Origin of the sequence: Pseudomonas sp. P116 (assembly GCF_020149425.1) — a bacterium.
Lineage (GTDB): Bacteria > Pseudomonadota > Gammaproteobacteria > Pseudomonadales > Pseudomonadaceae > Aquipseudomonas > Aquipseudomonas anatoliensis.
The window spans coordinates 206,645-233,467 of the sequence record NZ_JACVHB010000001.1 but is presented as its reverse complement, the minus strand read 5'-3'; the positions used below and the strand labels follow the sequence as shown (position 1 = coordinate 233,467).

Annotated in this window: 43 protein-coding genes and 1 pseudogene; 14 read left to right on the top strand and 30 right to left on the bottom strand. The window is 56.3% G+C overall.

Going from position 1 to position 26,823, the window contains the following annotated elements:
* Positions 1-4: 4 nt before the first annotated feature.
* Both ICA15_RS01350 and ICA15_RS01345 read right to left on the bottom strand, forming a co-directional pair.
* On the bottom strand, positions 5-973 hold the full coding sequence (locus ICA15_RS01350; RefSeq protein WP_047300494.1) for a DUF932 domain-containing protein: 969 nt from the start codon (positions 971-973) through the stop codon (positions 5-7).
* A 77-nt stretch (positions 974-1,050) separates the two neighbouring features.
* Positions 1,051-1,380, bottom strand: a complete 330-nt coding sequence (locus ICA15_RS01345; protein ID WP_080963908.1) for a hypothetical protein — start codon at positions 1,378-1,380, stop codon at positions 1,051-1,053.
* Between the two features lie 295 nt (positions 1,381-1,675).
* Here ICA15_RS01345 and ICA15_RS28480 point away from each other — a divergent pair, with 295 nt between their 5' ends.
* The gene (locus ICA15_RS28480) at positions 1,676-1,990 is read left to right on the top strand and encodes an AlpA family transcriptional regulator (RefSeq protein ID WP_318010466.1); all 315 of its coding nucleotides are present in this window, start codon (positions 1,676-1,678) and stop codon (positions 1,988-1,990) included.
* The gene (locus tag ICA15_RS01335; protein ID WP_052906063.1) at positions 1,987-3,420 is read left to right on the top strand and encodes a YfjI family protein; all 1,434 of its coding nucleotides are present in this window, start codon (positions 1,987-1,989) and stop codon (positions 3,418-3,420) included. The genes ICA15_RS28480 and ICA15_RS01335 overlap by 4 nt, the downstream gene beginning before the upstream one ends.
* 116 nt (positions 3,421-3,536) lie before the next feature.
* On the opposite strand, the gene ICA15_RS01330 is transcribed toward ICA15_RS01335, so the two are convergent.
* From ICA15_RS01330 to ICA15_RS01290, 9 genes and pseudogenes are all read right to left on the bottom strand, one after another.
* Positions 3,537-4,232, bottom strand: a complete 696-nt coding sequence (locus ICA15_RS01330; protein WP_170058774.1) for a hypothetical protein — start codon at positions 4,230-4,232, stop codon at positions 3,537-3,539.
* A 75-nt stretch (positions 4,233-4,307) separates the two neighbouring features.
* A pseudogene (locus ICA15_RS01325) lies at positions 4,308-4,574 on the bottom strand (integrase); the annotation flags it as partial.
* Between the two features lie 47 nt (positions 4,575-4,621).
* Positions 4,622-6,031, bottom strand: coding sequence for a site-specific integrase (locus tag ICA15_RS01320; protein WP_047300497.1), 1,410 nt, complete (start codon positions 6,029-6,031; stop codon positions 4,622-4,624).
* Positions 6,032-6,339: 308 nt separating this feature from the next.
* The gene (locus tag ICA15_RS01315) at positions 6,340-7,491 is read right to left on the bottom strand and encodes a tyrosine-type recombinase/integrase (RefSeq protein ID WP_215731552.1); all 1,152 of its coding nucleotides are present in this window, start codon (positions 7,489-7,491) and stop codon (positions 6,340-6,342) included.
* On the bottom strand, positions 7,392-7,808 hold the full coding sequence (locus tag ICA15_RS01310; RefSeq protein WP_215731554.1) for a hypothetical protein: 417 nt from the start codon (positions 7,806-7,808) through the stop codon (positions 7,392-7,394). Before ICA15_RS01310 ends, ICA15_RS01315 begins: the two co-directional genes overlap by 100 nt.
* A 49-nt stretch (positions 7,809-7,857) precedes the next feature.
* Complete coding sequence (locus tag ICA15_RS01305) at positions 7,858-8,289, bottom strand: hypothetical protein (RefSeq protein ID WP_210555611.1); 432 nt, start codon at positions 8,287-8,289, stop codon at positions 7,858-7,860.
* A 51-nt stretch (positions 8,290-8,340) separates the two neighbouring features.
* On the bottom strand, positions 8,341-8,496 hold the full coding sequence (locus tag ICA15_RS01300) for a hypothetical protein (protein ID WP_210555612.1): 156 nt from the start codon (positions 8,494-8,496) through the stop codon (positions 8,341-8,343).
* 49 nt (positions 8,497-8,545) lie between these two features.
* The gene (locus ICA15_RS01295) at positions 8,546-8,854 is read right to left on the bottom strand and encodes an ead/Ea22-like family protein (protein WP_047302523.1); all 309 of its coding nucleotides are present in this window, start codon (positions 8,852-8,854) and stop codon (positions 8,546-8,548) included.
* 70 nt (positions 8,855-8,924) lie between these two features.
* Positions 8,925-9,251, bottom strand: a complete 327-nt coding sequence (locus ICA15_RS01290) for a hypothetical protein (protein ID WP_060766147.1) — start codon at positions 9,249-9,251, stop codon at positions 8,925-8,927.
* A gap of 95 nt (positions 9,252-9,346) precedes the next feature.
* Between ICA15_RS01290 and ICA15_RS01285 the strand changes: the two genes are divergently transcribed.
* Positions 9,347-9,991 (top strand): hypothetical protein, encoded by a 645-nt coding sequence (locus ICA15_RS01285; protein ID WP_210555613.1) that lies wholly within the window; start codon positions 9,347-9,349, stop codon positions 9,989-9,991.
* A gap of 15 nt (positions 9,992-10,006) precedes the next feature.
* On the opposite strand, the gene ICA15_RS01280 is transcribed toward ICA15_RS01285, so the two are convergent.
* The 19 genes from ICA15_RS01280 to ICA15_RS01190 all read right to left on the bottom strand — a co-directional run bounded on the left by ICA15_RS01280 (position 10,007) and on the right by ICA15_RS01190 (position 21,244).
* Complete coding sequence (locus ICA15_RS01280; protein ID WP_210555614.1) at positions 10,007-10,534, bottom strand: hypothetical protein; 528 nt, start codon at positions 10,532-10,534, stop codon at positions 10,007-10,009.
* Positions 10,531-11,169: a hypothetical protein gene (locus tag ICA15_RS01275; RefSeq protein WP_210555615.1), complete on the bottom strand. Its 639-nt coding sequence runs from the start codon at positions 11,167-11,169 to the stop codon at positions 10,531-10,533. The genes ICA15_RS01280 and ICA15_RS01275 overlap by 4 nt, the downstream gene beginning before the upstream one ends.
* A gap of 42 nt (positions 11,170-11,211) precedes the next feature.
* Complete coding sequence (locus tag ICA15_RS01270; RefSeq protein WP_210555616.1) at positions 11,212-12,207, bottom strand: RNA-directed DNA polymerase; 996 nt, start codon at positions 12,205-12,207, stop codon at positions 11,212-11,214.
* 374 nt (positions 12,208-12,581) lie between these two features.
* The gene (locus ICA15_RS01265) at positions 12,582-12,935 is read right to left on the bottom strand and encodes a four helix bundle protein (protein WP_210555617.1); all 354 of its coding nucleotides are present in this window, start codon (positions 12,933-12,935) and stop codon (positions 12,582-12,584) included.
* 57 nt (positions 12,936-12,992) lie between these two features.
* The gene (locus ICA15_RS01260; RefSeq protein ID WP_210555618.1) at positions 12,993-13,586 is read right to left on the bottom strand and encodes a DUF1566 domain-containing protein; all 594 of its coding nucleotides are present in this window, start codon (positions 13,584-13,586) and stop codon (positions 12,993-12,995) included.
* Positions 13,587-13,704: 118 nt separating this feature from the next.
* A complete protein-coding gene (locus ICA15_RS01255) occupies positions 13,705-14,181 on the bottom strand; it encodes a hypothetical protein (protein ID WP_210555619.1) in 477 nt (158 codons plus the stop codon).
* Between the two features lie 56 nt (positions 14,182-14,237).
* Entirely contained in the window at positions 14,238-14,552 is a 315-nt protein-coding gene (locus ICA15_RS01250) for a hypothetical protein (RefSeq protein WP_210555620.1), read from the bottom strand.
* 69 nt (positions 14,553-14,621) lie between these two features.
* Entirely contained in the window at positions 14,622-15,215 is a 594-nt protein-coding gene (locus tag ICA15_RS01245) for a hypothetical protein (protein ID WP_210555621.1), read from the bottom strand.
* 9 nt (positions 15,216-15,224) lie between these two features.
* Complete coding sequence (locus ICA15_RS01240) at positions 15,225-15,896, bottom strand: 3'-5' exonuclease (protein WP_210555622.1); 672 nt, start codon at positions 15,894-15,896, stop codon at positions 15,225-15,227.
* Complete coding sequence (locus ICA15_RS01235) at positions 15,893-16,759, bottom strand: ATP-binding protein (protein ID WP_210555623.1); 867 nt, start codon at positions 16,757-16,759, stop codon at positions 15,893-15,895. The genes ICA15_RS01240 and ICA15_RS01235 overlap by 4 nt, the downstream gene beginning before the upstream one ends.
* A gap of 10 nt (positions 16,760-16,769) precedes the next feature.
* Positions 16,770-16,910, bottom strand: a complete 141-nt coding sequence (locus ICA15_RS01230; protein ID WP_210555670.1) for a hypothetical protein — start codon at positions 16,908-16,910, stop codon at positions 16,770-16,772.
* Positions 16,907-17,401: a hypothetical protein gene (locus tag ICA15_RS01225; protein ID WP_210555624.1), complete on the bottom strand. Its 495-nt coding sequence runs from the start codon at positions 17,399-17,401 to the stop codon at positions 16,907-16,909. The genes ICA15_RS01230 and ICA15_RS01225 overlap by 4 nt, the downstream gene beginning before the upstream one ends.
* 157 nt (positions 17,402-17,558) lie before the next feature.
* Positions 17,559-17,711, bottom strand: coding sequence for a hypothetical protein (locus ICA15_RS01220; protein ID WP_210555625.1), 153 nt, complete (start codon positions 17,709-17,711; stop codon positions 17,559-17,561).
* A complete protein-coding gene (locus ICA15_RS01215) occupies positions 17,708-17,965 on the bottom strand; it encodes a hypothetical protein (protein WP_210555626.1) in 258 nt (85 codons plus the stop codon). Before ICA15_RS01215 ends, ICA15_RS01220 begins: the two co-directional genes overlap by 4 nt.
* Before the next feature lie 21 nt (positions 17,966-17,986).
* Positions 17,987-18,178: a hypothetical protein gene (locus ICA15_RS01210; RefSeq protein ID WP_215731547.1), complete on the bottom strand. Its 192-nt coding sequence runs from the start codon at positions 18,176-18,178 to the stop codon at positions 17,987-17,989.
* 819 nt (positions 18,179-18,997) lie between these two features.
* The gene (locus ICA15_RS01205; RefSeq protein WP_210555627.1) at positions 18,998-19,237 is read right to left on the bottom strand and encodes a hypothetical protein; all 240 of its coding nucleotides are present in this window, start codon (positions 19,235-19,237) and stop codon (positions 18,998-19,000) included.
* Positions 19,238-19,754: 517 nt separating this feature from the next.
* Complete coding sequence (locus ICA15_RS01200) at positions 19,755-20,102, bottom strand: hypothetical protein (RefSeq protein ID WP_210555628.1); 348 nt, start codon at positions 20,100-20,102, stop codon at positions 19,755-19,757.
* Positions 20,092-20,418 (bottom strand): hypothetical protein, encoded by a 327-nt coding sequence (locus ICA15_RS01195; RefSeq protein WP_210555629.1) that lies wholly within the window; start codon positions 20,416-20,418, stop codon positions 20,092-20,094. The genes ICA15_RS01200 and ICA15_RS01195 overlap by 11 nt, the downstream gene beginning before the upstream one ends.
* Positions 20,419-20,452: 34 nt before the next feature.
* Complete coding sequence (locus ICA15_RS01190; RefSeq protein WP_210555630.1) at positions 20,453-21,244, bottom strand: helix-turn-helix transcriptional regulator; 792 nt, start codon at positions 21,242-21,244, stop codon at positions 20,453-20,455.
* A 108-nt stretch (positions 21,245-21,352) separates the two neighbouring features.
* On the opposite strand from ICA15_RS01190, the gene ICA15_RS01185 reads away from it, so the two are divergent.
* From ICA15_RS01185 to ICA15_RS01135, 11 genes are all read left to right on the top strand, one after another.
* Complete coding sequence (locus ICA15_RS01185) at positions 21,353-21,547, top strand: Cro/CI family transcriptional regulator (protein WP_028236757.1); 195 nt, start codon at positions 21,353-21,355, stop codon at positions 21,545-21,547.
* 29 nt (positions 21,548-21,576) lie between these two features.
* Positions 21,577-21,777, top strand: a complete 201-nt coding sequence (locus ICA15_RS01180) for a hypothetical protein (RefSeq protein ID WP_039012569.1) — start codon at positions 21,577-21,579, stop codon at positions 21,775-21,777.
* Positions 21,778-21,796: 19 nt separating this feature from the next.
* Positions 21,797-22,009 (top strand): hypothetical protein, encoded by a 213-nt coding sequence (locus tag ICA15_RS01175; RefSeq protein ID WP_210555631.1) that lies wholly within the window; start codon positions 21,797-21,799, stop codon positions 22,007-22,009.
* Positions 22,010-22,091: 82 nt separating this feature from the next.
* Positions 22,092-22,763, top strand: a complete 672-nt coding sequence (locus tag ICA15_RS01170) for a GIY-YIG nuclease family protein (RefSeq protein ID WP_210555632.1) — start codon at positions 22,092-22,094, stop codon at positions 22,761-22,763.
* Complete coding sequence (locus tag ICA15_RS01165) at positions 22,763-23,569, top strand: phage replication protein (RefSeq protein WP_210555633.1); 807 nt, start codon at positions 22,763-22,765, stop codon at positions 23,567-23,569. The genes ICA15_RS01170 and ICA15_RS01165 overlap by 1 nt, the downstream gene beginning before the upstream one ends.
* Entirely contained in the window at positions 23,559-24,365 is an 807-nt protein-coding gene (locus ICA15_RS01160) for an ATP-binding protein (protein ID WP_064361115.1), read from the top strand. The genes ICA15_RS01165 and ICA15_RS01160 overlap by 11 nt, the downstream gene beginning before the upstream one ends.
* Entirely contained in the window at positions 24,365-24,541 is a 177-nt protein-coding gene (locus ICA15_RS01155; protein ID WP_210555634.1) for a DUF1382 family protein, read from the top strand. The genes ICA15_RS01160 and ICA15_RS01155 overlap by 1 nt, the downstream gene beginning before the upstream one ends.
* A complete protein-coding gene (locus ICA15_RS01150) occupies positions 24,538-24,999 on the top strand; it encodes a hypothetical protein (protein ID WP_210555635.1) in 462 nt (153 codons plus the stop codon). The genes ICA15_RS01155 and ICA15_RS01150 overlap by 4 nt, the downstream gene beginning before the upstream one ends.
* Positions 24,996-25,394: a recombination protein NinB gene (locus ICA15_RS01145; RefSeq protein WP_210555636.1), complete on the top strand. Its 399-nt coding sequence runs from the start codon at positions 24,996-24,998 to the stop codon at positions 25,392-25,394. Before ICA15_RS01150 ends, ICA15_RS01145 begins: the two co-directional genes overlap by 4 nt.
* The gene (locus ICA15_RS01140; RefSeq protein WP_210555637.1) at positions 25,394-26,005 is read left to right on the top strand and encodes a recombination protein NinG; all 612 of its coding nucleotides are present in this window, start codon (positions 25,394-25,396) and stop codon (positions 26,003-26,005) included. The genes ICA15_RS01145 and ICA15_RS01140 overlap by 1 nt, the downstream gene beginning before the upstream one ends.
* Positions 26,002-26,697: a hypothetical protein gene (locus ICA15_RS01135; RefSeq protein ID WP_210555638.1), complete on the top strand. Its 696-nt coding sequence runs from the start codon at positions 26,002-26,004 to the stop codon at positions 26,695-26,697. The genes ICA15_RS01140 and ICA15_RS01135 overlap by 4 nt, the downstream gene beginning before the upstream one ends.
* Positions 26,698-26,823 lie beyond the last annotated feature (126 nt).

Genomic DNA, 26,823 nt, shown 5'->3' with positions numbered 1-26,823 from the left:
GGGGCTAGGCGACAAGTTGCAGCGCTGCGTTCAGTGCGCGCTCTTTGAGGACGGCCCCGGCACCGAACCACGCAGAGTCCATTCGATATTCGGTACTCCTGGCGCGCCGCTCATGATCGACATACTCCGTCACGGCGTTGAGTAAGCCCCACGCAGTTCCTTGAGCAGATTCAAGCGTCGCTCCACGACCTTGGCCTTCGTACAGCCATTGGACTTTGCGCAGTGCTCGCTCATTCGGCAGAGCTTCCGGCAACGGGCTGTTCGGGTTGACGTCGCAAAGCACATTCATGAAGAAGCCCATCGCCTCATGCCACTGCACCTTGCGTTCCGCCAGGGCGCGCATGCGGTACATAAATTCATCCCATTGGGAGACGGCGATGCCGAGTTGCTTCTTCACGGCCTGCGGATCAAAGCGGGTGTTGTGCGGCACCTTGATTGCGCGGGTGGCACCGTTCAGGGAAATGGTCAGGGTGTTATTGCAGACCACCCGAACAGTGGTTGGAGTGGCGGTGGTGGCCAGGGTGCCGTCGCAGGAGGTGGCCAGCAGCAAGTAGCCATTCACCTGGTCGTTGCCCTTTAGCGTCGTGCCTTGCCCAGTACGGGCCAAGGCCCAGAACTTGCGGCCACCTTTGAGTATCCCAGCTGTTTCCAACTCGTAGCCTGAGACCTCAGTCAGATCCCGGTAGAACTCCAGCACCTCACGAGGCTGCACAACTTGGTAACGGTTGGAAACCACCGACAAGGGCGCCTTGGTGTCGGAGCGATACAGCACCTTCTGTTCAGGGAAAGAGAGAATCGAGCCCAAGGGACCGATGCTCTCGGATTTGAAATGCACCGGGCTGTCCTGGATCTTCCAGTCCATACCCGCTTCACGTTGCCAGACTTCGAGCGGTTGTTTTTGCGTCAGGCGGTTTCCCAAACCATGCCAAGGGGTAGCGCCAACGTAGGCCATTTGTTCGACGAGATGAGCCATGGGAGTGATTCCTTTGGTTATGTGCCGGCATAAATGCTGCAATCGCGCAGCATTGGCCTAAGAATTTTGTAAGAGGATTAGGCTGGTAGGTTGAAGCGATGATTGCAGGCGAGACAGAGGTTGTTGGCGAACACATGGCGATCGAGTTTTTCGCCGAGCTGAGCACCGAGGGCGCAGCCACCTGCACCTCCAGCGAGCCCGCCGAGGATGGCACCAGAAACTGCGCCGAGGGTGATGCCAAGCGGGCCGGCAATAGCGCCAACAGCAGCCCCCATCTGGCCTGTTGCCAGAGCGGCGCTCGCACCACGAGCGGCTCCGCCGACGGTTCCAACAGCTGCGCCAATCTTCATGGCCGTTTGTAAAGATGCGATCTTGGGGGAGTTACACAAAGGACATTGCAATGACATGGTTCTGAGTTCCATGGGGTGGATGTCATGGCAGTGATGTAGGACTAAATTTTTTTTGAATCTGATCCTTCGTGGGCCGGCTATAGCTGCTATTACTGCTACGGAATAGCAGCTATAGCAGCTATAGCTCAGCTTGTGAGGCTTGCCCTGAAGGCTGGCCATTGCTTCTAGATCAATTTTTGTTGCTCGCGTCAAGAGGTCTGCTTGAGTAAAAAATTACATTAAGCAGATGGTCAAATGACCCATGGGGATCGTTATAGATTCACTCATCGATTAGGAACTTGAGGCAAAAACGATGAGCTTAACGGGCATGACAAGCTGTGTTTCTAGGGTGCTGAGGTTGAAGCATGTACAGGAACGAGTTGGACTGGGTAGGTCCACAATTTACGATCGGATGAATCCGAAGTCGCCAAGGTATGACAGTACTTTCCCCAAGCCCATCAAGCTGGGCATCGCTGCGATAGGTTGGATTGAGGCTGAGATTGATGCCTGGATTAAATCAAGGATTACTGCTGGATGGGGGAGCGCTTCAGGCAGAGTTGTGCCTGAGAGCGGGAAATCAGCGGGATGCTACAGCGGCAGTCAAGGGACTGATGAGGTGCAGCAGTGAGTATCGTCCTGAGTGCAGTGAAGCTTCATGAGAGTCTCCCGAGGGTAGGGGCACGCTTTCCGCGCTTTGTTCCTTGTGCCCTGCTAGCAGCTGCAGTTAATGAGGCGGAAAAAAATGTCCAAGCCCCGAGGGCGCTAATATTCTCAGGTGCGTTGACGGCTATTTCACTGGTGTGTCAGGGGCTAATAGATGTTTGCAAACCAACTGGCCAGTGTGTCCCGACATCCTTAATGTTGTTGACAATAGCTGGGTCGGGCGAGCGAAAGTCGACTGCGGAAAATGTTTTTTTAGGTCCAATTCGTGAATTTCAGCGCTTGGAGTATAAAAGATACCAAGAAGCTGTTGTCGAGTGGAATGTTCAGCTAGAAATGTGGAGGGAAAAAAGAAAAGTTATCTTAAAGAAGATAAACAAGAATACAGATAAAGGTATTAATTCCAGCGAGGAAGAGTTGCTTTTTAGTGCGCATGAGAAGTCAAAGCCTTTGGGGCCAAGGCAGTACAAGATGGTTTATGATGATGCGACATCAGAGGCACTGTTCTTTGGCCTGTACAGTAATCTCCCGTCTGCGGGGTTAATATCTAGCGAAGGTGCCGGAATTCTTAATGGTGGAGCACTGAATGATCTTTCTAAGCAGAACTCATTGTGGAGTGGCGACTCTATAACAGTTGATCGCGTTTCTGTTGAAAGTTATCAGGTTACAGATTCTCGCTTAACTATATCCGTTATGCTGCAAGCGTCAGCATTTAAAGAGTATATGGAGCGTCGTGGCGAAAAAAGTCGTGGGTCAGGGTTGTTGGCTAGGTTTTTAGTTTGTCATCCTGAATCGACGCAAGGTACTAGGACAATAGGTGATGACACGTTATCGTGGGAGAGATGTAATGATTTTTCTGCGCGTATTGGCGAATTGCTTATTCTGAATCGAGCATTGTTAGACTCTCCGAAAAAAGAGAGATTAACTGTGCGTTTTTCTCAGGAGGCCGAAGAAAGATGGCGGGATGTATTTAATGAGATAGAAACAGGTATTGTTGAGGGTGGCAGATTTGAGGGCGTCGCGGATCACGCTTCAAAACTGGCCGACAATATCGCTAGGATTGCGGCGTTGTTGCACTTTTTTGACGGCAGGCAGGGGGGGATTTCGTGTGAGGTACTAGATTTTGCTGTTGATTTATGCTGCTGGTACTCAGATCAATTCTTTAAAATATTTGTTCCTCCACCACAAAAAAATATTGATGCGGATGAATTGTTGGAGTGGCTATGTAGTTATTTTGGTAAGAAATATGGTGAGATCAGGAAGAATAAAATTCTTCAGTATGGGCCTGGTAAGTTGCGAAATAAGCTTCGTCTGGAGCATGCTTTAGATGTACTTAAGGAAAGAAGGTTGATTGATGTTGTTAGGTATAAAGGAGTTGCGTATATTGATTTAATTTAATTTAATTTAATTTAATTTGATTTGATTTGATTTGATTTTTTGGGTGTTAATTTTTTCACTGTGCTTGGCTGCGCGCCGTGTTGATTGTTACGGCGCTTCGGATTATAGGGAGGGATTCAACTCTCTGGTGAATCAAAAACCTTGATGACTTCTTCGTCTTCCCGTATCAAGTTGATCACTTTAGAAATCAGATCTTTTATGTCGTTCGGGATGGGAATGTTGTTTTCGTTAGCTTGTATTGATAGTTCGCTTGCGATGTCGTTTGCGGCATCGTAAGCGTTTCGCCAGCCTCTTCTTGGTCTTTTTTTATTCAGTAGTATTATAACTAATTTCTCAAAATCTAGTGCGTTTTGTGCTTTTTTACGGCCGCCCTTTTGGGCGCGCTCAGCTCTTTTATGATTTATCGGGTCGGTAAGTCCGAAAAGGTAGGCTAGAAAATACTTGGCTTCTGATAAAGCCGCCCAGGCTTTGCTTTCTAAATTTTTGTTTAGGAAGTATTGGCTTAGTGCTGTATAGATAAGAGATAGCTGTAGTGAGTTGTCTTTTTTTGTGGCTAGATCTTTGCTGAGTATTATGTCTGTAGCTAGTTTTGTTATTGTGTTTTTAGATATATTCCCGTTAAGAAGTACTTCTAGGTACGTGTCTATAATCTCTTGGCTGTTTTCTTCCCCTTGCACATTGAACATGTAGTCGTCAATTACACGTGTTAGGCTGTCTATTGAAACTTCTATTGTTTTATTTTCAATGATTGCGGGCGCTGTGTTTTGGAATGCGTCTTCGTTCAGGTCATTATTTGATGAGTCTTCTTTCATGGGCTGCTGTCCATTTATACGTTACTAGTGGTTGGTCTTAGGTATCAGTCAGCAAGTGCTAAATTGAAGTAATTTTTAGGCTGCAGTTGGATAGGGTGATACAAATCTACTCCGGTCATTCATGAGTAAGCGCCTTTTATCGAGAAAGTCCGAACGAGAGTACGCCCCTTCAGTCTGGTCGTGCTCGTCATGCGCCAGCGCCATTGCACAAACCTCACGTGGGTAGTGAGTACATTCACCCGCCCAGTCACGAAATGAGGATCGAAAGCCGTGTCGAGTGATGTGTTCGTATCCCATGCCATGTAGGAGCGTTCGAATGGCGTTTGCGTGCATCATTCCTGCATACCCTAGACTGGGAATAGATATACGAATGTAAGCGTCTTGCCAAGTCACCTTGCGTGACTCAGACGAGTGCATGTCGCAAGATAATTGTTTTTTGATGCAAGGATTTTTTTGTTGGCATCCATACCTGTTAAATTTTCTAAGTATTCACCGAGTAATTCCCATGCGGCAGCCATTTCGTCAGCATAGCTGTGACGCTGATAAGTACGTTTTACTTTGTTTTCCTCTGTGTGGTTGAGGCAGCGTTCAGCTACTTCGGGGAGCACGCCCAATGCTGTCATGACTGTGGCGCCCGTGCGTCTTAAGTCGTGTGGCGTCCATTTTCCGCCGGGTAGCAATAGTGCCTGCGCTTTTGCGCTTCGGCGACTCATCGTGCCCTGATCAGGTTGACGCTGCCTATCCCCTAACTGCTTGGTCGCTGTCTTAGAGCAGACTGGGCCGCTGTCGTCGGTGTTGGGATAGCACCAGGCAGAGTTACCGTTATACGCTTGAACGCGCTCGAACTGCCTGACGGCGAACGGTGACAGAGTGACGCTATGGGGTTTGCCGTTCTTGCTGTTCTCGGCAGGAATCAGCCAAGAGCCATTGATCAAGTTTAGATGCTCCCAACGTGCGCCAAGCAGCTCGCCAATACGGCAGCAGGTGGAAAGAGCAATCCAGATAGCGGCCTCGGTGGTAGGCAGCAATCCGGCTTCGGGGGCTAACCTAGCTAAAGTGCGGATTTCTTCATTGCTCAACACCCGGTCGCGCTCGACATCCTTGCCGCCGATTTTAGCCTTGCGGATGCTGGCGGTAGGGTCGTATTCAATCAAGTCGCGATCCACTGCAAAGCGGAACATTTGGCGCATCAGGGAAAAGGCAATTTTCGCAGCGCGATTGACTCCGCGAGCGAGCATGGCGTCGGTAACTACTGTGATGTGGCTTTTTTTGATGTCTGCTACAGCCAGACTTCCTAAGAACGGTAGGACGTCTTTTTCAAACATGCGACGCACCTCTGCGCCTTTATCTTTGCGGTTGATCAGGTCAACCCTGGCCCAGTGCTCGAATAGGTCGGCAACAGTTTTACGTGCGGCCTGACGAGCCTGCTCGGCTTCCGTAGCTGCTTTCTCGGCGGTTAGACGTGCCAACTCCGCATCTCGGGCTGCGATTCGGGTCGCGTCCTCAGCATCCAGATGTTCACGTAAGTTGCGAGTTCCACTCTGGTAGAGGCGTGACCACTCTCCAGCTTTATTTCGTGCTTCCTTGAGGGTAAGCCCATCGGTGCCATTGGCGTCATATGCACCAATGGGCAGAAATACTCTTCCACCGCTGGTGTCGGTGTACCTGAAGTAAAACAGGCGTTCGCCATCTGGGCGAAGACGCGCCATGAATCGGCCGCAGCCGCGAGGAGCATCCTCGATCAGCCAGGTAGGTTTGGCTGGTTTTGTGCCCATCTGTTTGTCGGTGATCGTTGCCATTTTCGCTTCCCCAGAAAGGCCAGGTTCCAATTGGTCACCGTTGGGTCACCGTTTCTCGCTGGCTTTGGTGGCATGCTATCGGAAGTGGTTGGACTGTGTAAATTGCATAGGCCCAGTAAATACAGTGCTTTAGGTCTTTTTATTGGATTTATTTAGACTGGTTTGGACTATGGTTTACCTTTATGGGGTGCTAGGGGTCGAGTGTTCGAATCACTCCGTCCCGACCATATAATTCAATGACTTAGCCGCTTTCGAGCGGCTTTGTTGTTTTTGCCATAGTGACTTTTCAAGTGACCCTGGCCTTTTCCTCATGCCTCCCTCCTTTTCAGAATCGTCAGCGCTGGTGCGCGCGAGTCGGTTGCTGATACCTTATTTGCCGCCGCAATGAGCTGATCCAATTCCGCCGCCGAGTAGTGGCTGGTGATGCTCCCGTTCTTGTGGCCGAGCAGCGCTTTCCGATCCTCCTCAGTCACGCCAGCCGCACGCAGCCTTCTCCCAAAGGTGTGCTTCAAGTCGTGAATTCGGATTCTGGCAAAGCCGTCATGTGCCGGCCGCAAGAATTTCTCCTGCCACTTCTTCGCCGCTCGAATCCGCGCCTTCTTCCAGGCAGAGTCATTCATGCGGTGAACCGTCGTTTCATTCCCATCACCATCTGGCTTGCCAAACGGGAAGACATAGAGCGGATGCTTGCCGCGCTGCTTCTCGATCACTGACTTGGCAACGTCATTCATCACGACCAGACGCTCGTCTCGGTTCTTCACGCCAGACCTGGCGCTTCTACCCCCAAATCCCGCAGGTATCAGGAACACGCTCGTTCCTAGCTCAGGTACCGCAATCTCCCAATTCCACTGAAGCTTGCAAACTTCCTGCTCCCGGCAACCTGTATTGACCTTGAACATAGCCATGGTCTGAAGGTGCGCCGGGAGTTCGGCGAACAGGATCGACTGCTCTTCCCATGAAAGCGGGTAGGGCTTTCGGCTGTTCGTCTTCTCGTCCAGCAGGGAAATCATCGGCACCACGTCCAGCAGTGGCCGTCGTTCCTCATCACGCCACTTTCGCGCGCAAAGGTTCAACACGCGGATGACCCGTTGAAGCGCGATATTCACTGTCCGGTTCGTGACCGGTTTCCCTACCGCTGGATTCAGCTTCGACTGGATGTAAGGCGCGAGGGCATCGTCATCGATGTGGGTCAGCGGCATATCGCCAATGAACGGGTCGAGCTGCTCCATATAGGTGGCCGAGATGTGAATTGAAGCCTGATCCTTCACTTCCAGCAGGAAGCGAGTTGCCGCCTCCCGCCACGTCCTGACCCGCCGGACGCCGTACACCTTCTGCTGGCGCAACTGCTCCAGCTTATGAATCAGGTACTGCTCTGCTTCGGCGCGGTTACAAGTGCCAGTACTCTCTTGAATTCGTTCTCCTCTGTACTTTTTGTCGATCTTCCAGATGCCGTTCGGCATTTGCTGGAGGCCGGTGATTGCTTTTTGGGCCACGGCGTTGCTCCTTTCTTCTTGCCCTGGCGCTCGCTGCGAGGGCGATTGTTGTCCTGATTCGCCGCTTTTTCAATCGACTTGCGCTCGACATAGGCGTCCGCCCATTCATCAAGCTCGATCCGGTCGAAGGCCACACCTTGTTTACCGATCGGGAATTCCCGAACGCTTGGGCGAACTGTTTTGTTGAATTCGTCCCGGCACATGCCGAGGTAACCAGGAGCATCGCCAAACCTGATGAAGCGCGGTTGAATGCTGCTGGCCTTTGCCGCTGTGGCGTTTGCCATGTGATGCTCCATGCCGCGCGTGGCGGCAGAAGGTGGTGATGGGGTGGTGTTATTCGTCTTCGTCAGAATCGAAGTCGTCTTCGTCATGGCTGACGCTGATCGGCAGTTTCCCGAGGCGCTCAATGGCGAGCACGAGGCCGATCCGCAAACCCTTGGCCATGTCCTTTGTCAGAGCGATCTCGACGGGATCTTCGGTGCCGAGCTGGAGCGTCACGCCTTCCTTTGCGTTGTCGCTGATGATCTGCAACTGGTCGGCCTGTCGCTTGTGCCACGCCAGTAACGACTCGATCATTTCACCGACGTCCTGCGGGGCGTTCACCGATCCCTCCAGCGCACCGGTGACCAACTTCTTCAGTTCCGCCTTCTCTTCTTCGGCGCGTTCGAGCTGATCGTCTGCGGCAAGCGGACCGCCGACCATTGACCAGCTGCTGGCGAACACCTGGGACTGGTCCATGATGGCTTTGATATTTTTCTCAGACATGCGAATACCTCGCCCGCCGTACACCGGCAGGCTGTTGAGTTGGGGGAGGGGTTACTGCTGGGCGCGGCGCTGGAAGTCAGTGCAGCGCACGATCACCGTCTGGCCGTCGTTCGAAAGCGGCGGCATGGTGCTGAAGGGAAGGTGGCTGCAATTGCGGAGGGCGTGGGCACAGGTGGCGCACATGCCACCTTTGGGTTGATGGTTCATCGCCACGGCCCTCGGTAGATGTGCTGGAGCATGAACAGGGTGGCGAAGATCATAGTAGGTGCGCTCCTGCTTCGAGGAGGCCGTCGCGGTCTTCGCGCAGGTTGTCTCGTTCCTTCCGCAGCTCTTCGTTCTCGGCGATGAGGGCCAAGACTGCGGCAGGATTAGCGGCTGCAATGAAGTCGGCGTCGGCGAGTGGCTGAGTGCCAGAACCATGCAACTGCGCCGGACCAGCGTTCTCCCACGACCAGTAGGCTTCATCACCTTCGTACGAAACGCTGACTTCGTTGCCGTCGCTGCGATCCCATGGTCCGGGCGTTGCGGCCTCGGCCAGCTCTTTTAGTTTTGAATGGTCGCTCATGAGGTCACCGCTGCAACAGAGAGGAAGATCAAGCCCCAGAGGCAGGCGCTTATGGCTGCTGCTTTGAGCATCATGGCGTCACCTCTCGGCGCGCCCACCAGCAGACCGGGCCGTCGTCTGTGTCGTGAATAGCCAGGCAGAACCAGCCTTCGCCTTCAGGGCGGTCAGGCTCCCAGTAGCTGAAGTCCGGATCACCGGATTCGAAGTATCGATCGGCAACGGACTCGTCGGCGTACTCAAGACGGGCCTGCGTAACCTTCAGGCCTTGTTCGGCCACCCAGGCCTTGACCTTGTCGCCGTCACCCTCGTCGAAGTCGGGCATATCCGGGTGCTGGAAAGACCCCGTTTCGTCGCGCAGGACCGGTGCTGGCTGGATCAATTTGATTTCTTCAGACATGACTTCGTCCTTGCCGCTATAGCGGCTGACTTTGAAGGGGGAGGGTGTTTCGACTATTGTGTTTCTAAAGTTTTTTATAAAAAGGGTGGGATATCATGAAAAAGCAAGTTTTAGAGGTGTATTTAAGAGAGCTCGAAACTCAATCGCGGATGGGCTTTCTGGCAGCTAATGATTTGAATAAAATAAACGCACTTCCAATAGAGAAAATACAAGAATTTAAGGGCAGGGATAGAGAGTTATTTATTTCTGAGCATTTTCGATTAGTGCACAGCCTTCTCACTCATTCCAGTAATGTTTCAAGGATTATTTGGCCTCCAGCGCTATCTAAAAAACAAAATTGTTTTTGCGGAAAGTCAAAAGCAAAGGGATTGACATGCAGCACCTGTCTGGCTAGAGACAGATCATCAAAAATGATAATCGCTCTCCAACTGGAGGATCCAAACCATGTTTTAAAAAGCCGGACACTGCGCGATCATCTTGAACATTTCGACGAGCGAATAGATCACTGGGTTCAGACGAGTGAGCGGATGAACTATGTACAGGATTACATAGGCCCGAAAGGCGAAATGGGGGGGATAGATAATTCAGACATGATGCGCCAATACGACCCGACGATTGCTGAGTTCACCTTCAGAGAGGAAACGTACAGCCTAGTCGATCTTATAGCCGGACTAAAAGATATCCACGATAGAGCGGCATCAGCGCTTTTAAACACGAAAGATATCGCAGCGAGCTTCTAACATTTCGCGCGCTATTCAGTTGTCGGTACCGGTGTAGGTGCGCCAAGGCACCTTCACGCCGTTTACGAGGAATCCCCAGTCACCGCGCCACTTGCTGGTGATGAAGAGGGTGATGACGCCGCTGGGGCCGACTTCGTCGATTCGGTGATACTCGCCGTGCAGCAGTTGCGCGGTGTCGCCCGGCTCACGCCAGTATTCAAGATCGGTGTGTCCGCCGGCTTCCCAGAAATGGCGCCGCTGTTCCTTGTAAAAGCCGCGCAGGATGATTGTCCGGGCGTTCCACGGGTGATCGTGCAGATCCCGGTCTTCATCCGGCCGCATGATGTGGTGGATGCGGAACGACCAAGGGCACCACCAGAGCGCGGGTTTGTGCGTCTCCCGGCTGTACGGGTTGAACAGCCACCAGCGGCCCATGTACATCTCGGTGCCGTCGGCGGACATGATGTGCTGGTACGGGGTGAGCTTGGCGCGGGCGATGAGCCAGTCGGCGATGGCCGGGCGCGCGAGTACCTTGGCGACCAGGCGCCAGAAGAGATTGATCATGCTGCCTCCTGCTGCTGTTCCTGGCGCAGCGCGTGCTGCACCGCTTCAACAACGCGGCGCAGGTAGGTGAATTTGTGGTTCTCTTCGACCGCTTTGCCGTCGAGCGGGTAATGCCATTCATCACCGAACAGTTCTGTCAGTAACCTGCTTTGATGCCAGCACTCGTTAGCGCTCTCTATGCCGCGCAGCTCGTCGATGTCGCGCCAAAGCTCTCGGGCTTCGTCTTTACTCAGCTCACCCAGCTCCCACTCATGGCGCCCTGTCTGTTGCCGGCGGCGCTGAACGATGCACTTCTTGGCCAGAGCGTGGAGGGCGTTACCGCTGAACACCGTGGGGCTGATCCCGCGATCCAGGCAGTTGAGGATGTAATGCCAGTCGCAGTCGGCGACAAACTCCGCGACCGTGCGCGGGCCCATACCTCCCCAGTAGGCGTTCCAGCTGTTGTCCCAGCAATTGATCGTGATCTTGCCCTGGGCGGTCTGATAGCTCGGGTCGGATTCAGTAGGGCAGTCGCGGCGGCCGAAGTCTTCGAGGAATACGGTAATCGGGTCAAGCCGCGGTGCGCCGGTGATTACCAGCTTGGTCACAGTCGAGCGCTCAATCTGCAGCTCGGCCGGTTTGTTTTCTGTGGGCATGGGCGTCCTATGCCGGGGCATGCCCGGGCGGTGGAGGGTGGGTTACGACTTCTTGAAGGTCTTGGTCAGCGCCGCGTTGACGCTGTTGCCGCGTTTCAGCACGACATTGGCCAGTGCTGCCCGGTCTTTCTGGCTGTGACTGGCTTGGCCAAGGAGGCCGAAGTAGCTGTTTGCGGTCTCGCGCAGATCCTCGACGGGTGCTGCGGCAACCCGCTTCAGTGCTTGGGCTATCGACCGCTTCCGTGTTGCCCGGCGCCATGGCTTGATGACGTGCCCGACGAAGTCGACGCCTCGGTCTATCGGCTGCAGGATGGTCTTCGTTGGGTTCAACTTGGCGCCAAGGCTGGGCAAGAATGCTTCAACCTCTGCCAGCCATGCGTTGAGCTGCTGCGGCGATTCATGCAGAAACACGAAGTCATCGACGTAGCGGATGTAGTGCTTGGCGCCGAGCTGGTGCTTGGCGAACTGGTCGAGTGCGTCGAGATAGATGTTTGCGAAGAACTGCGATGACAGGTTGCCGATCGGAAGGCCGAGGCGCGCAGGCTGCGCTGTCAGGCGCTTATGCTGAGGCACTCGGTTGAACAGATGCGGTGGGCTACGCAGCACGTAGTCTTCACGCGGGTCGTGCATCAGGATCGTTTCAGCCAGTGCCAGCCACCAGGGCTCGGTGATCTTCTTGGCCAGCTGCTGGCGCAGCACCTGCTTATCTATCGCGACGAAGAAGTTGGCCAGGTCACACTTGAGGTAGAAGGTCGGCTTCGACCAGTTCTCGCTGGCACTGCGGATCTTCGATTCAAGCCGCTTCGCGGCGTACAGCGTGCCGCGTCCAGGGATGCACGCACAACTGTCCGCTATGAAGCTGGCGTAGAAGCGCGGTGCCACATGGTTGTACATCAGGTGGTGGACGACGCGGTCCCGAAATGCTGCCGCCCAAACCTCGCGGGCTTTCGGCCGGGTGACCACGAAACAGATGGAACGGCCTGGCCGGTAGGTGCCGGCGATCAGGTCGTCGTGTAGCTCCAGCAAGTTGATCTCCATGTCCTTCTCGAAGTGCCGGGCGCTCGCGGTGTTCCGCTTGTTCCGGCGACAGTCGTAATACGCTTGGACAAGATCCTCGAACTGGAAGGGTGCAACACTTAAATCTGCGGACCGGGCGCGCGACGCGCTCGTTGTTCTTGTCGTTGTTGTTGAGCCAGCCATCTTCAAAGTCCATGTTGTAGGCGTTGTTGGCGGAGAACTGCGACCTATCGAGCTATCTACATCGCCTTGCCGAAGGCGGAACCGATCAGCAAGGAAACTGCACAAGACCTACACGGACGCTTTAGACCGGCGGTTTCTTTTGTGTGCATGGCGGTGACCCAGAGGTCAGCGGCTCGACCAGATTTTGCGCACAGACGCGAGAGCCTTGGCCCTCACGCAGCGGGCGCGGTTGCGGACTTCTTCCAGGCATTTGCCTGTCGGCCTACAGAGGCCGTTAACTTCATTGCTTTGGCGTGCTGCCCCTTGCTGATGAACGCTTTGTTGGTAAGCGCTCGCAGCAAGTAATTCAGCATCCAGATGCTTTCCAGCAGGAGGTTCAGGTGGGGCAGCTTGTCTCTCGACATATTGGCCCGGCCGATCAACACCAGAACCTGCAAGCACTCATCTCGAATCTTTGCCCCGACAACCTGTTTCAGGTCGCGAGGGATGTTGCGCACCAGATCAAGCGACATGCCGAGCAGTTCTTCTGCAACCTTGTGGATCTCCAGATCCATGTGAAGGGCCATCCTGGCCTCCTTGAAAAGCGAGGGCGCTATCGCGCCCATGAATGAAGGATTGAAGGATCAAATAAATCGTCTGCGGACCGGGCGCGCGACGCGCTCGTAGTACTTGCCGAGGAGGCGGGGCCAGCCATCTGCAAAGGCCATGGTGTAGGCGGTGTCGGCGGAGAACTGCGAGCTGGTCCAGTGGTAGCGCTTGCTGAATACATCCTTGTCGCCCAGCGTGACCTCCAGAAATGAAGCCTCGCGACGGGACATCAGATGGAAGTCCTTGTGGCCCTCGCGCTCGAAGGCGGCGCAGAACTGGGCCGCGGGGTAGGAGTCATCGGCGCCGATCAGGTCGTCCGTGTTGGCTCGACCATCCCAGGCACTCTTCGCACCGTTGAGTTCGTTGCCGTAACCACCCCATTCGAACTCGCCCTCAGCATCGGCGCCGGTCGGGACGATCAGGTAGTAGGGCTTGCCGTCGCCCGGAAACAGACCGCCATTCACGCCACCTTCTCCGGGCCAGATTTCACCTACAGCAGGAATGCCGCTCGCAGAAGTGACCGGTGCGGCGGCGATGGCCAGCGAAGCCAGCTTGAGCACCACCGATTCATCTGGGCTGCTGATCATCAGATCGCCACTGGTATAGGTGGTCAGTTGATTCGTTTGCATTGGATGCTCCTGTGAGCGAGTTGGGCGCAGGCCGCCGGCGCTACCCGGCAAGCTTCTGGTCTGAGCGTCGTCCTGACACTCCCGGGAATCGCCTGCATAAAAGCAATGAAGGAATGAATTACTGAATAGGAAGGCTGCGGACCGGGCGCGCGACGCGCTCGAGGTCCTTGCCGTAGCTGGTGAGCCAGCCAACTCCAAAGTCCATGTCGTAGGCGAAGTCGGCGGAGAACTGCGAACTCAGCCAGTGCCAACGATCCTCGCGCAGGGTGACCAAGCCTTCGGCCTTCGCTGCCATCAGCAGAGCGCCTTCGAGGTAGGACGGGATGTGTGCATCCAGATCCAGAGCCTTGACGGCGATATCGCTGCCGGCTTCAGCCATGGCGCGAGTGTTGGCGGCGCCGTCGCTAAGGCTCTTGGCGCCGGCAACGTCCTCGCCGTACTTGCCCCAGGTGCCGATCAGTTCGTTGTCGAGCAACACCAAGGCGCGCTCTTCGCCGTTCAGCCAATAGCGGGTAACGAAGGTGCCGCCTGCGAGAGGTTGACCGCGCTCTGGCAGGTCGGCGGCGGCTACGGATTGCTGTGCATGTTCAGTCATGGTTTTCTCCGGATGTGCGCCGCCCTCCGTGACCGGATGCGCAGCGTGGGTAGTGGTTATTCGTCGTGGGTGATGCGAAGGGCTTCGCGGTTGTAGGCGAGTTTCAATTTCCGCGACACGTTTTCGGGTATCACGTATTCGTGTCGCGGAGGCGGCTCAAGCAGTGGAAGGGCGCCGCCGGGGCCAAGGCCGTGCAGGTGGTGAATCATCAGCGTGATTGCCTCGCCATGTTCCTCGATGCCGCTCCAGGCCATCAGCTCAGCAAGGGCTTGGCGCGTACCGGGCAGGCAGTGCAGCCTGATTTCCTCTTCGCCGCGCTCCTTCCTCTTCGCCGCGGCTTTCGCTGAGCGATCTGCATTGCTCTTGGCCATGGCCTACCTCTTCTATTCCGCTGGCCGGCAAGTCCAGCCATGTCTGTCGTTTGCGTTGCTGGGGTCGAGCTATGCGGCGCATGAAGTACAGCCGCGCCGCGCCTTCGGATAATCGATGCCGTAATTGGCGAGAATCCGCTCGAGTGTTTTGTTGGCGATGCCGAGGCGACCACACACCTGCCGGCGAGTGATGCCCAGTTCAAGGAATGCCCGGATCCGCTCGGCGAACTTCGCGTCGCGGGCTTCCAGATGCTCCTCCCGGTCTTTACCGGTCAGGCGGCCGCGAGCTGCACTCTTGAACGTCAGGTCGTGGGCCTGGGCGATGTTGTAGAGCGTGCGGCGGCTAATGCCAAGCGCTTCAACGATCTCTGCCTGCGTGTGCGTCGGCACCATTTCGCGAATCCGTTCGAGCTGCTGCATGCGCTCCTGATGGCGAATATCTTGAGCTGACAGCGGTTGAGGCGGGGCAAGCGCCCGACGCCGAACGAATGGCTTCGGCGCCGGCGGCATCTGGGTGCTGTAGCTGACCGGCTTGGGTTTGTAGCCGATTGGCTCCGCCTCTTGGATCGTCCCGCCAGCGGATAGGAACTCTTCAACCTGGGCCGCCAGCTCGTTGGATTTTGGCCGAAGCGCTTCGACCATGCTGAGGTGGTTGCTGATCATGATTCATCCTCAGCGCAGTAGCGCCTTCCGAACAAATGGGTCAAGGTCCGGCTGATTAAGGAGCCAGCGCCTGTAGTCGCTAGGCAGATCAGAAAAGGCGGTACCTTTGTGTTTTCCGAATCCGATAACCGTGGGGATTCGCGCATCCTCTGAGATCTGCCAAAGCTCTTCCCAGTCGCTGACCGGCCGGCCACGTTCGGCAGCGAGCTGATCGAGAATCTTCACTAGCAGCAGACGGCAATTCCTCACGTCATCTAGCGCTGCGTGAGCGTTGCGGAGAAGGCCCGTGGCTTCGGCACGGTAGTGAAGGTAGATCATCGCCGACTGAGTGTGGCTGTCGGCGTTCGGCCAGAGTTTGGAACTCAGCGCCCGCGTGCAGATGCGCTTTACATCCGGCTCGCCAATGACGCGCCAGTCGTAATCCACGTTGTGACCGATCAAATACTCAACATCGCTCGGCAGGTTGAAGTCGGTGTGCGGGTGAAAGCCGGCAAGTTCTTCGTCGAGGATGTGACTGGTCGCCAGAGCGCTCAGCTCGATCGGCTTTCCAGGCTTGTATCGCTGCAGGAAATCTGCCGTTACCGCGAGGCTGCTGATATTTTCCAGCTGAAGCCAAGCCGCTTCAATTAAATGTGGATCGTTAAGGCCCGTTGTTTCGCTGTCGAAGATGTATGCGGTCATGCCGATTGCCTTTGTGATGAGAGTTCGTTTTTGCGTTTGTCTTTTGCTGACACGACCTGTTGAACTAGGTCGTCAAAGCCGACGGCAATCGCCTTGGCCGCATTGAACGCGGACTGGAGAGAGGCCATGTCCTTGGCTGAAGCTATATCAGCCAAAGCATCCACCAGCAGCTCCTTGGCCCTTTCTTCTGGGTTCAGACCAGAGTTCAGCCAGGTCAGCAGGCGCGAACCGGTGTATGCGCTGATCAGCTCAGGCTGGTCGAACAGCTTCGTCCGGTCCTTGCTGGCCGTTGCGGTGTGGCCGTCGTGGGTGAGGTCCAGAACCACGGTGAATTCGTAGTCGGTGCCGTCGCGCTGCTCGGACTTCATGCCCAGCTTGAGGATCTTCTTGCCCTCGCCTTGAACCGTTTCCGTCTTGCTGCGCATGGTGCAGATGATGTGCATAGAGCTGGTGAGTATCTTGTCCGTAAGCTTCCGGTGGCGCGGCGTGGTCTCATTCCAGGCCGCCCAGGTGTTGCCCCGGAACTTCTGGTGGGCCACTGTCTCGTTCTGCTCCAGGCACCCCCCGGAGCCGGTCCACTCATGCGAGTAGCTGTCGATGATTAGGGTTTCGTACCCGGCCTGCTCGGCGGCGGCGATGACTTCGATGTAGCGCTCGGGAGAGTAGGGGGCGTGTAGCTCCATCGCGTCGAAGTCAACAAGGTCAGCGTAGAGCGAAGCGCTCCCGTGTTCTGTGTCGAGAACCGCGATACGCCCACCCAGGCCCTGAGCCAGGAGGAGAGCGGAGTAGGTTTTGCCTGATCCAGACGGCCCGGCAAGTGCCAGCCGTAGCTTGGCCTGCTTGCGTTCGGCTTTCTTGAACATTTGAGTTTCCTCAGATTGGTTGGTTGTCCCACTGCCGCTGGATGCGGCGGGCTTCGTCTTCGTACTCTTTGCGCTGGTCGCCGGTGAATCGCTCAGGCGAGAAGGCGCCGACCGTCATCCAGTCGAGCTGGGCGGACATTGCCGGGCTCATACAGCCCTCCTGTGGCTCAAACCCATCAACTGGGCTGCCTCGGCCATGGTTTGTGGCTGGATCACTCCTAGGTTGCTGGCTACTCGCTTGAGTACCACCAGGTCATCCAGTGTCCGCGCCTTGTCGATGTATTCTGCAAGGGTGACCAGCTTCGACTTGCTGTCTGTCAGCGCCATGGCGAGGTGCACTAGGCTGAGCTTGCGAACGTCCCGGCCTACAGCTCTGCTGACCGACTCGAAAACCTGCTCCAGCTTCTTCTTGGCGTAGTTCGCCTCGACCTGTGCGCGCTTGCGGTCATCGACTGCTGCTGCAAGCCTGGTCTCCAGGTCCAGAACCAACTCAGCCGACCCTCCAAGCCGTTCAATGCGCTCGCGCTCGGCTTGGCGGTGGGCAGCATCGAGTTCTTCTCGCTCGATCTTGGCGGTTGGCGCGGCGTGGGCAATCGTCCGCAGATCTGCAGCCGATAAGAGGGATTTGCTTTCTTGAGACATAGAGCCTCCATCACAGCCACATGATGGCCGCGTTACTGGGCGTTGTTTGGGGGAGGTCAGGCCAGAAGGCTGAGGACGAGCATTACCATGATGGTGATCGTGAGTACCGGGAATGAGCCACGCCAAATTGCGAGGCGACGAGCACGCCGATAGGAACTCATGACAACCTCGCAATCAGCATGCCGCGTGGTGTTTGCTGCAGACGGATGGGCTTAGGCAGGTCGCTGACCAAGATGAAGCCCTGCGCGATCAGGGCGCTGGCTATTGCTGGGCGGCTGGTGGCGATGACCGCCGTAAGCGAGTTCTTCATGATGCCCTCCGAAGATGCGTATCGCGGCGATTGGTGTCGGAATCCTTGGCTTTGCGGTTGAGGCGAATGGACTGGATGCGGCTGATCAGCAGGTCAAACTCTTGGCGACGGATATCCCCGTTGCTCAACGCGTAGAGCGCCATTCCTTCGGCTCTCGCCATGTCAGTTTCTGCGTGATGGTTGCATGCTGGAGCCCAGTTTTTGGCAGACTCAAGCTCAATATCAAACATGTCTTTTGCGCCCTTATCGAACATGGCGACCTCCAGTGTTTGGGGTTAGGCGGTGGCCGGAACGGCTTCACGAAAGCGCGAGGGGCTCCAGTCGCACGACTCATCCGCAGGGATGTGGCCGAACATCGCGGTGCAGCGCTTGCAGTGCACGCAGTCGCCGCAGGTCTTGCCCTCGGGCAGGTTCATCTGATCGGCGTTGTCCGCCGACCGTGGATACGGCGCTCGTTGCTCGGCCATGATTTGCTCCATGTGGTTGATCCAACAAAACTCGGATGCACTCATCCGCTCCGCTGGTTGCCGTTGGGCGCGGAGGGGAGTGCATTCGGGCGGTGTCGGGGAAGGGGTTGCCGGTTACTTGTCCGGCGCTGATGTCACCAGCAGATCCAGTGGGCTATACCCGCTGCGGGGCGCTGACAAGGCGCGCTCTCCGGGGCCGATATTCTCTCGTCGGCCCAAGCGCCCGACGCTGTAGCGGCCGGGTAGGCTGTTGCTCGGCAACGGCTGGTTAACGCTTCATGGCGGTATCTCCTATTGCTCGCTCACTGGGCAGGCAGTGGCCACCTAATGAATGGATGCTCGTCTTTCCGAGCTGTCGCACCGGCTACTCAAGGTGTTAGGAGGCAGTTTCCAGGCGTAAAGCACGCTCCCAAACTACAAAAGGACCCGCTTTCGTGGTGGCTTTCGCCGAATAAGTGATGCAGATGCCCGGTGCTGATCTCCGGGTTGAGAGTCATGCCGAGGTCAACGGCTTGCGCCTACCTCAATATCAGTTATTACGAGCCGGTACCGCGCGGGCATAAAATAGTACTTAGCCGGTCAGCGCTCACTCTCGGAACTGTTAGTTTTTAAACCTGCCCATCAGCCTGGGCGTGCATCCGCATCGGGGTGTGATCTGGCCGGAGCTGATCCCGGCATATGGGTAGATTATCCCGCTACCCCATCAAGCGGTGTCGTCGCATCAGCCTGCGCATTCAGATCACACCCCGATGCGCTCTCATAGAGAGGATCGGGCACAAAAAAGCCCGAAGTTATCGGGCTTGATTTGTTCAGTGATTTCTATCGCCTGCCGCTAGGCAGATCCATATAACGAACGAAGAGATATTTGCCGCCACCCATGGCGAAATAGAGCCAGCCACGCTTGAGCTCTGGGTCGTCCTCTGAGCTGCTGACTTCGTTCCAGCAGAAACCCGGCTCAATCTCAACGCCGCGATGTTCTTCGACAATCCTTACGACGTTCCACTCGCCGAACTCGCCTGCTTTGGCGATTAAGCGCTCCATGAATTCGCTGGCTTCCACTTTGGACCTCCAATCTATTTTCGATGTGATCAGTATTGCATGTTCGATTTCCAATGCCGCCTCATCGAAGCGGCATCAGTAAATCTGTGGTCTTGCTATCCGCTCCATGCTCGGCGCCGCGGTTTCCCCACCTGGCCGGCGTCACACATTTCGTGTTCGGTGTTCTTCGCCGGCTGGCTTGCATGGTTTGGCGTCCTCCCATTAGGGGAGTCCGGCAGGTTCCAGAGCCTGCATGGAGATCGAAGTTTGTGTTTCGCGCTATGCCCGTTTCCGGGGATCGATCCGCGAAGATTCCAAATTGTGAAAGAACGGCGGGTCTGTTGAGGCCCTTCGCAGTGGCTGTGTGTCGCTGCGATGGGTAAACAATACCTCCGGTATTGTATGCGGTCAATACCGCCGGTCATGTATTTTTTAAAAGGCATGAAAAAACCCGCTCAGTGGCGGGCTGCGGATCAGATCGGGAAGGGCAGAAACAAGAAGCCCGGCGCTGGGCCGGGCATTTTTGTTTAACGAAGCATCAGGCGTGAATGAATTTTGCCGCCGTGAATGCTATTACCGCCAAGGCGATGGCTGTACTGATGAACCACTTCGTTTGCGAAGTGAAACCTTCTGCGATCGCAGTTTTCAGGTCGGCAATGTCTGTTTTAGTGGCTGCAGCCTTCTCAAGGCTTTCAAGCTTAGTCTCCACGCGCACAAGCTTCTCCCGAATATCTTGGGATACTTTCTCTAGTGCCGCTACACGAGCTTCCATTGAGCCACCTCCATCATTGCCCCCAGTATTGCCCGGCCCACCTCTTTTGTCATCCGATGATGGAAAGGCAAGAACGTTGTTGCCATTCGAGTCGATGATAGAGTTACTGCTCACCTGCCACTCTCCTGGTCTCGGCCTGGGCAATCATGCGGATCAATGTTTCAGAAAGATGCTTGGCGGTATCGAGGGGCATCGATACGGCGCCGACATCTAGTCTGAAAATCTCAACATCTCCGGACTGTCTTTCCGTCCCATCTGGAACGGGCACAAATTTTGAGCTCTTAACGTTTATCGAGGTTCTGCCGAATGTGAGGTGTATCGCCTCCTGGCCGTTCCAAGAAATCGCAAACGCATCGAACTGGTCAACCTGCTCATCCATGTAGCTGCCGGCTTTGATGTGGTTGATCATTACCCCGGGCTGGTCGCTCAAACTTGCCTCCTTGCGCTAAGCGCAGATGAATTGGTCACAGCATCCCGCCGCGCCACACGACGCGTCCGATGATCCGCACTTCGTTTATTTCGCCATCTCTCAAAATCTCGTCGCCGTAGCGCGCCTTATCCGAGTTGTCGCTACGGATGATCCAGCCCTCGATGTCCGACTTCACCAAGCGCTTCACGATCGTGCCTTTGGTCGCGCTCTGCATGGCGAAGATCTGACCGTCTTTCGGTTCGATCTTCGACTCATCCACCAACAGCACGTCGCCGTCGTTGATGGTCGGTTCCATGCTGTGTCCGTTGGCATAGATCACATCGAGGTGGCGCTGATTGAGGTTGTTTGCGCGCAGCCATGACGACTTGAACGCCATGACGCCGCGAATCTCGACGTGAGGGTTGTCATCGCCGTCGCCGGTAGATCCTCGCGCAGTCAACTGCAGCACGCCCGTATAACCAGGCTCGTTTCTGAGATCGAAGCTCCGCGGCGGAATGCGAACATCTTCGGCCTCACGGTGAGCAGGGCGCATATCTGGGAGCGATGCGGCCATCTTCTCAATCTGGGCAGCGAGGGTTGGACTGATATCTGAAACGGGGACATGAAGCGCTTTCGCGAAAACTACGGCAGCGTTAACGCTGAGCGCAGTGCGCCCATTCATGAAGTGGCTCACAGCGCCTTGGGTAACACCGTCACCGAGTTCGGCTGCGAGTTTTTCTTGAGTGAGCTTCAGCTCCCCACGTTTTGCTTGGAAAAGGGATTTCAGGCGGGCGCTGTCTTGCAGCTGCCAGTCTGATAGCGGTAGCCGTCGGGAGTCTTTTTTCATTGAGTGATGTTATTACCCACGGTATTTACTTAACCAATATCGCCGGTATTGACTGTTAACAATACCGGCGGTCATACTTGCGGCGAAATCTACGCAGAGGACGCCGCAATGCGCCGAATCCCACTCACCGAATTTGCCAAAGAACACGGCCATACCAAGGCCGCGCAGCTGCTCGGCTGTACGCAGGGCGCCCTCAGTAAGGCGATCCGCGTAGGTCGTGATGTGTACGTGACCCTCGAAGACGACGGCAGCTTGTCGGCGCAAGAGCAGCGTCCGTTCCCGTCCCAGAAATCCGCCGCATAACCAATTTCAACAGCCAGGAGCATCGAAGCATGTACATGGACCCCAATCAAAAGCGCGCCATCCCGGTGAAGGTTCGTTTTGAACCAGTGCTTGATCGGATTCTGCGTAAGGCCGCGACCAAAACCCGTATGCAGCACGCCACCTACCTCTACGAAATCATCGAGTGGGCAGTGGCCAATGGCGTGATCGAGGAACTCATGCAGGACAAACAAGAAGATATCGCGGGCTGAAGCCCCTTTGGAGGGCCAAATGACCGTAGAGCTGGAAAGGCTGCCTCCGCAAACGCGGAAAAGGGTGGAGGAGTTGATGCGCGCCAATGGCTGGAGTTTCAGCCATGCCATCAACGCAATGATGGAAACCGCGATCGCATGCGGTGCGCTCTCTGAAGTGGGGCGCAAGAAAGCCAAGGTGCTGAAGTTGGTGCCCCCAATGAGGGCCTCTGGCAGGGACTCTTCGGGGTAATCCAGAGGGCCTCTGCCAAATTCGGGACGAAAAAAAGCCGGGATTGCAGCCCGGCTCTCTTAAAACGCTTGTGGAGCAAATCATGCACCAATCAATCCAAACGATCAATACCCCGGCCAGTGTCGCGACACAATTTGGCAACGGTGAAAACGTGTCGCGTACAGATGAAATCGCCCGGGAGATTCTTTCAATCCAGGCGGGTACAGCGCCGATGGGTGTCGTTTATGAATGGGCCTTCAAGGTCGTTGCACTCGCAAGCCAGAAGGTCGGATCAATTGATCTAGGCGACTTAGACCACATGGATCGTGCCCAGGCTCGCGCTGCTCTGGATGAGATTGAATCCGGACGCGAATACCTGCGTGGGATTGCGCCGGCGTTTGACAACTACCCGTATATCGCTGCGGTGATGAAATTTCACCTGAGCGCTCTCTTCTACGCGGAAGCAACCCTGATTCCTTTCTACATCCTCACCAACAAGACCGCCGTAGCGCGCAAAGACGAATCAACCAGCACCTACATCGTTCGGCACCCCATGACGGGCCTGATCAAGATTGGACGCACGAATGATGTTCCTGGCCGTCTCAAATCTCTGCAAACGGGAGCCGGGGCCATTCTCGCTACGCTGGCGGTGATACCGAGCGACGTTGAAAGCAAACTGCACAAAAAATTTGCGGCCTTTCGGCGGCATGGTGAGTGGTTCGAGGATGTTGGCGGTGCTATCAGCGACTACGCGAAAACCAGGGAGGCTGCGTAATGGCCCGTGCACGCAACATCAAACCCGCATTGTTCAAGAACGAAATCCTTGGCGTAGCCGACCCAATGGCAACGCTTCTCTTCGAAGGGCTGTGGCTGCTCGCCGACAAAGCTGGACGCCTCGAAGATCGCCCGATACGAATCAAGGGGGAGCTTTTCCCGTACCGCGATGGGCTGGACGTTGAGGGGCTTTTGAGGTTCCTCGCAAACGAAGGTTTTATTGTTCGGTACTCAGTCGGACCGAAGCGTTACATCCAGGTTGAGAACTTCGACAAACATCAGAACCCGCATCGTAATGAACCGGAGTCAGTTATCCCTTCTGTATCAGATGGTTGTATCACTACCGATTTTGGCGGAAGTACTTCTGCCATTCTCGGTAGCGCTCCGGCTGATTCTCTGATTCCTGATTCCGGATCCCTGACTGCTGATTCCCTCACCGCGTCAACGCCTTCGGCATTGCCGACTTCGCCGAGTGACGACCTCTTCCCGAAGTTCTGGAAGCTGTACCCGAACAAGAAGGGTAAGGCCGCAGCTGAAAAAGCCTGGAAGAAGCTCAAGGTCACTGCTGACCTGTTCGGCCAGATTGCTGAAGGCCTGGCTGCGCAAGTCGTTTGCGAGGCATGGGTCAAGGACGGCGGGAAGTTCATTCCCCACCCAGCGACATGGCTGAACGGCAAGCGCTGGGAGGACGAGGTGAAAGTCGCCAGCAACGTGCACCCGTTCCCGCAATCCCGCCACACCGGTTTCGCTGAACGCGATTACACCTCCGGATTGAAGCAACGAGAGGACGGCAGCTATGCGCTCTGAGCCAGTCCAAACCACTCCCGAACTGCCGTCGGGCACTCGCATCCAGCCTGCCGAGTGCGAAACTCACGGCGCGTACGAGCAGAAGGTTTATGCCGTGCTGGGCCGCGAGCTCAGAAGCAATTGCCCTGAGTGCAGCCGTATTGCCCGCGAGAAAGCCGACGCGGCCGAGAAGGCCAACAAGGCCATGGAACTGCGCATGTCCCTCGCTCGCAAGCTGGGCGATGCGCTGATCCCGAAACGCTTTACCACTCGCACCCTGGGCAACTACCAGGCCGAGAACGACGGCCAGCGCAAAGCCCTCCGGTTCTGCCAGCACTACGTGCAGATCTTTGACGAGATCCTGAAGACTGGTCGCTGCATGGTGTTGATCGGCAAGCCCGGTACCGGGAAAACGCACCTCGGCGCCGGCATGGCCAACGAGCTGCTGCACAACACGTCACGCACGGCCGTGTACCGCACTGTCGGCGCAATCCTTCAGGCGATCCGCTCCACGTATGACAAGCACAGCGAACGCAGTGAGGCCGAGATTCTTTCGAGCCTGATCGATCCCGATCTGCTGGTGCTGGACGAGGTTGGCGTGAGCAAGGAGCAGCCGAGCGACTTCGAGCTGACGACCCTGTTCGCAATCATTAATGGCCGCTACGAGCAGGAGCGCCCCACGGTGGTGATCTCCAACCTCGAAGCCAGCCAGTTGCCGGCCGCCATGGGTGACCGCTGCGTCGACCGCCTGCGCGAGGGCGGAATGATCGTTGTCCCGTTCGATTGGGAATCCCAGCGCGGCAAGGAGGGTTTCTGATGCGAGCCAACGTGAAAGACCTTCGCGCCGTTCTGATTCTGGCGGAGACATTCGCCAAACACGGTGTGCTGTTCGTGCCAATGCCTGTGGCAGACGCCCAAGAGTTCGAAGAACTCAAGACCAAGGCCTGGCAGAAGCTGGATGAAATGGAAGCCGAAGCGGAGCAACGGACATGACCATCGACAAACAAGAACTTCAGAAGCTGCTGTGGGCCGAAGCTGCGTCGTACCGCACCGACTGCGCAGACTGGAAGCGCAACACTGAGGCTCTGCAGGAATTCCTCGGTGAGAAGACGGTGGAGGAGGTGGCGCTGGAGCTGCTGGAAGAAAATTCGGCCTTGCGTTCGGATATCGAAACTTGGGGTCTGAGCATCCAGGCCGAACGGAACGGCCACAGGGCCGAGAAGGAAGGCTTGCAGAAAGAACTGGATCGGCTGAAGGGGCCGGAATTTGCTGAAGAGCTGGCCGAGCTGCGCAAAGACGCGGAGCGGTACAGGTGGCTTCGCGACTCAAGCCAGTACGACTGGGATGTCATCTACGGGAAGCTTGAGCTTCGTATTGCAACGTCCCACTACGACTCCAGCGACCTTGGCGCATGCATCGACGCTGCCATGACCAAGGCGGTGCAGCCATGACCGAGTTCGCAATCCGCAGCCAGCGCGATATCAGCCGTCTGATGGGCGTCCTGCACGCAACCGACTTCACCAAACCCAAGATCGTGGTCATCAAGGACGAGAAGCGCCCTGACATCTGCAACCGCAAGATGTGGGCAATGCTCAAGGACGTATCAGAGCAGGTGGTCTGGCACGGCAAGAAGCTGACCAGTGAAGACTGGAAGTGCCTCTTCAGTGCCTCGCTGGAGAAGCAGCGCGCAGAGCCTGGCCTCGACGGTGGCTTCGTCGTGATGGCCGTATCGACCCGCAAGCAGTCGCAGAAGTGGTTCAGCGATCTGTTCGAACTGATGCATGCCTTCGGCGCTGAGCATGACGTGCGCTGGACTGAGCAGGACAAGTGGGGAGGGCGGTATTGATGCGAACCGCCATCAAGGAACCGAAGGCCCCGAAGCCGAAGAAGTGCAAGAACCCAGCGTGCGGCATCAGCTTCCCGCCGCAGCGCCTGGGGCAGGCAGTGTGCAGTCCAAAGTGTGCGCTGGCCATGGCGCCGGCGAACAGCGAGAGAGCCAGTAAGGCCATCGCCCAGCGCGACCGCCGCGAGATCCGGGTGCGCAAGGAGAAGCTGAAGAGCAGGGCAGATCACCTGCGAGAAGCACAGGCGGCCGTGAACGAGTACGTCCGCCTGCGTGACGCGCACCTGCCGTGCATCAGCTGCGACTCCATGCCGAACGACAACGACCTGATGACGGGCAGTCGCTGGGACGCTGGGCACTACCGATCCGTCGGCGCCTGTCCGGAGCTGCGATTCGAGCCGCTGAACATCCACCGCCAGTGCGTGAAGTGCAACCGCAACCTGTCCGGTAACGCGGTCGAGTACCGCATCCGGTTGGTGCAGCGCATCGGCGCCGAAACAGTGACATGGCTTGAAGGGCCTCATGAGCCCCGCAAGTACACCGTCGAAGAAATCAAATCCATCAAGGCCGAATACCGGGCCAAGACCCGCGAACTGAAGAGGGCTGCAGCATGATCTATCCAAGCGTTCTGAACGCAGTTGTTTCGGCCCTCGCGGCTGAGGCGATCGACAACACCAGCAAGCAGGCGTGGCAGAAGCTGTACAACTCTGCCGACGAGGATGAGGGCGGCGATCTGGCGACTCTGGTCCGTTCCCGTGGTGCCGACAGCATCGACCGCACTCAGGTTGATTGCTGGGTATCCGCGCGGCTGCACAGCGCACTCGAGCAGAAGCATTGGGATGCGCTGGTGGCGAAGTACAGCACCCACAAGGGACGCAAGGTGCAAGCCATTGCGGCAATGCAGGCCCAGATCAACACGCCGGCGCCGAAGCTGTTCCTGTTCAAGGCGACCACTGCTTGGGCTATCCCGCAGCTGAAGGGCGCGCGACCGAAGGTGGCGACGTCCGTATCCGTCGAGATCCCGATCGATGCGCCAGAGTGGCGCCGTGAGGCTGTGGTGAAGGCTGCGCTGGCCGCCGGTCAGGCGAAGGTGAAGCGTGACAGCTCCCGATCCGCCGACATGATCGTGCTCAAGGACAGCTTTTACGACATGAACACCTGGGATAACGACGGCACGCCGGAGTCAACTCGCCGCCGGTGGCGTCAGGATATCGGCAAGGCAGCTGATGACCTGGTGAACGAGGCTCTGGCACACGCCGCCGACATTCTCGGAGGCGAAGGTTTGCTGATTGAACAAGCTGCGTGATTGCCTGTTGACATCAGTGAGCGAATGAGCGAAATTAATCCCATCCTGTCATTCCTGCGCGTATCGAGGAGTGACAAACGAAACCCGGCCACCGCGCCGGGTTTTTTATTGCCTCGAATTAAGCCT